The sequence below is a fragment of the Parvimonas sp. D9 genome (assembly GCF_035282565.1).
GTDB lineage: Bacteria > Bacillota > Clostridia > Tissierellales > Peptoniphilaceae > Parvimonas > Parvimonas micra.
This window is the reverse complement of sequence record NZ_JAYKBM010000132.1, coordinates 1-276: the sequence shown is the minus strand read 5'-3', so window position 1 is coordinate 276 and position 276 is coordinate 1. Positions and strand designations below refer to the sequence as shown.

The 276-nt window shown below is 67.8% G+C and carries 1 protein-coding gene; it reads right to left on the bottom strand.

Annotated elements, in window-relative coordinates; translation table 11 throughout:
• Positions 1-39 precede the first annotated feature (39 nt).
• The coding region (locus VJI94_RS08325; RefSeq protein ID WP_324009020.1) for a hypothetical protein at positions 40-276 on the bottom strand (237 nt) is incomplete at its 5' end.

Sequence of the window (276 nt, the reverse complement as noted above, 5' to 3'; positions counted from 1 at the left end):
CCGAGCCAAGGATCTCGCGAGGCCGGTGGGACGTTGGAGCTAGCCGGCGCCGTTCCCTGCAACGCGGGCCATGAAGAGGGCGTGCAATCCCAACGCGTCGACTGCTCTGGCAATGGCTAGGTCGTGCGTCGGCGCGTCTTCGAGCGCGGCGACGTCCAGCCCGGACTCCACGGGCGCCGAGACGAACCATCCATCGCAGTCGGCTTCGCCGGGGAATACGTCGTCCACTCGACGCGCATCGAGGTCGAACGCGACTGCGAGCGCAAGGTTGTACCC